Consider the following 2499-nt stretch of genomic DNA (forward strand, 5'->3'; position numbering starts at 1 on the left):
GCTGTCCGGCTCGATCTTGCGCCGCAAACGGCTGACCTGCACGTCGATGCTACGATCGAACGCGTCATGGCCCTGACCACGGGACAGGTCGATCAATTGCTCTCGGGTGAGGATGCGCTGCGGGTGATCGAGAAACACCACCAGCAGATCGAACTCGCCACCGGACAGCGGAATCATCACGTTTTCCGGCGAGCGCAGCTCGCGGCAAGTGATGTCCAGATGCCAACCGGCGAAGGCGATAACCGGGCGTGAAGGTTCCAGCGCGGTCCGCTGTTCTCCGGCCCGACGCTGCAAGGCGCGCACGCGGGCCAGCAGTTCTTGCGGGGCAAAGGGCTTGGTCAGGTAATCGTCGGCGCCGAGTTCCAGCCCGACAATGCGGTCGCTCAACTCGGCCATCGCCGTAAGCATGATGATCGGAATGCCCATCTGCGCGCGTATTTTCTGGCACAGACTCAAACCACCTTCGCCGGGCAGCATCAGGTCGAGAATGATCGTGTCCGGCCGCTGCTGCGCAATCGCCGCCCACATCGCGACGCCGTCGGCGGCGACATCGACTTCGTAGGCGTGCTGGACGAAGAACTTCTTCAGCAAGGCGAGAATTTCCACGTCATCGTCGACTATCAGCAGTCTGCTCACGTTCACAGGATCCTCAGGCCAGAAAAAGAACGCATCTAAAACTATTCCGGCGCCCGGGTCATTTATTTCAATCGGGCAACATTCCTTCGCCCCGGACATCAAGCGGACATCCTGCGGCAAAAACCCTCGGGCACCCTGCAGACCATCGAAAACAGGGGGGCATTTCATGAAGGCTTTGCACAGCAGGTATACCGCCGAGGGACACGACGCCCGCTATCCGTTGATCCTCAGCCAGCGCACCACCGCACCCGAACCCGATCAGCCGCTGCTGTTTCAGGAGTTCTGCCTGGGCCTGGCGAATGATCAGAGCCGGATTGTCCTGCGCCGCTATTTCGAGCAGTTCGGCCCCACCAGCGCCCAATGGGTCGAGTACGTCCACTCGATTCCGGCCGCCGATCTCATCCACTGGATCATGACCCACGGAACGCTGCACATCGAGTGTTCGGACAACACCGCGCCACTCGCCTCCTCGACCACCGCCCACGACTGAACCTGCGGGCAATAGACGTAAAACAAGGAACTCCATGATCAGAAGCCATTGCTTGATGACGCTGCTGTGTACCGCGTCCCTGAGCCTGTCGGCGTGCAGCAGCAAAACCGTCGAGCCTGAAAAATACAGCGGCTTTCTCCACGATTACAGCGTACTGAGCGAGCACCAGTCGCCATCGGGCCTGCCGGTTCTGGGTTGGGTCAGTCCGGCCCTGGCCCGTGGCCGTTATACGCAGGCCTATCTGGCGCCGAGTCAGTTCTACCCGAGCGCCGAGCCGACTGAACGCATCCCGCTGAGCACGCTCGCCGGCGTAACCGATTACTACGACGCCGCCCTGCGGCTCGAACTGGGCAAGGTACTGAAACTGGTCCCGCACCCCGGCCCGGACACGCTGACGGTCAGACCGGCGATCACCCGTGTGGCCGCCAGCACCCAGGGTTTGCGGTTTTATGAGTGGCTGCCGGTCACCTTGATCGCCGCCGGAGTGAGCAGCGCCACCGGCATCCGCGATCAGGACAGCGAAATCGCCACCGAAGTGTCGTTCGAGGACGGTTCGACCGGTGAAGTGGTCGCCGAAGTCGTACGCAAGGGCACTGGCGTGGCGCTGGAAAACGACCGGCAAGTGCTGACCGCCGATGACGTCAAAGGCGTGCTCGACGGTTGGGCCAATGACCTGGGCAAATCGTACGCGGCGATTCGCAAATAGTGGCGACGGGACTTATCCCGTTCGGCTGCGCCCTCATCACGCTCTGCACTCACAGGGCAGTTAATTCGGTGACACCCGGAAAAAATTCAGCGAGCGCTGAATTTTTTCGTGTCTTCTTGTATCAGAGCCAATAAGTCCATGCCATCAAACAGATAGCACCGATACAGCTCAGGTACAGGGAATACGCCACATGACATCCAGCAAACCCGCGGTCAGTCCGATCAGACTGAAAGACATCACCATTGTCGACGACGCCAAGATGCGCAAGGCCATCACCGCCGCCGCGCTCGGCAATGCGATGGAATGGTTCGACTTTGGCGTCTATGGCTTTGTCGCCTACGTGCTCGGCAAAGTGTTCTTTCCGGGCGCCGATCCGGGCATTCAAATGATCGCCGCATTGGCGACCTTCTCCGTGCCGTTTCTCATTCGGCCACTGGGTGGCCTGTTTTTCGGCGCCCTGGGCGACAAGTACGGACGCCAGAAAGTCCTCGCGGCCACCATCGTGATCATGTCGCTCAGCACCTTTGCCATCGGCCTGATCCCGTCCTATGCCTCGATCGGCATCTGGGCGCCGATCCTGCTGTTACTGGCGAAAATGGCTCAGGGTTTCTCGGTCGGTGGTGAATACACCGGCGCCTCAATCTTCGTCGCCGAATATGCACCGGAC

Annotated in this window: 4 protein-coding genes; 3 read left to right on the forward strand and 1 reads right to left on the reverse strand. The window is 60.5% G+C overall.

Going from position 1 to position 2499, the window contains the following annotated elements; genetic code table 11:
• Window positions 1-636: response regulator (locus DBR24_RS07760; protein WP_128614413.1), on the reverse strand; the 636-nt coding region annotated here is incomplete at its 3' end.
• Between the two features lie 166 nt (window positions 637-802).
• Here DBR24_RS07760 and DBR24_RS07765 point away from each other — a divergent pair.
• The 3 genes from DBR24_RS07765 to DBR24_RS07775 form a co-directional block, all read left to right on the forward strand.
• Window positions 803-1126, forward strand: coding sequence for a hypothetical protein (locus DBR24_RS07765; protein WP_123468646.1), 324 nt, complete (start codon window positions 803-805; stop codon window positions 1124-1126).
• Between the two features lie 34 nt (window positions 1127-1160).
• Entirely contained in the window at window positions 1161-1832 is a 672-nt protein-coding gene (locus DBR24_RS07770) for a DUF3313 domain-containing protein (protein ID WP_128614414.1), read from the forward strand.
• Between the two features lie 190 nt (window positions 1833-2022).
• Window positions 2023-2499: MFS transporter (locus DBR24_RS07775; RefSeq protein ID WP_146188985.1), on the forward strand; the 477-nt coding region annotated here is incomplete at its 3' end.

Source organism: Pseudomonas sp. HMWF006 (assembly GCF_003061205.1).
In the GTDB taxonomy this organism is placed as follows: domain Bacteria; phylum Pseudomonadota; class Gammaproteobacteria; order Pseudomonadales; family Pseudomonadaceae; genus Aquipseudomonas; species Aquipseudomonas monsensis.

Bases quoted from the DNA above. Each gene is read 5' to 3' on its own strand.
- DBR24_RS07770 (WP_128614414.1), top strand. From the start codon at position 1,161: ATGATCAGAAGCCATTGCTTGATGACGCTGCTGTGTACCGCGTCCCTG.
- DBR24_RS07765 (WP_123468646.1), top strand. From the start codon at position 803: ATGAAGGCTTTGCACAGCAGGTATACCGCCGAGGGACACGACGCCCGC.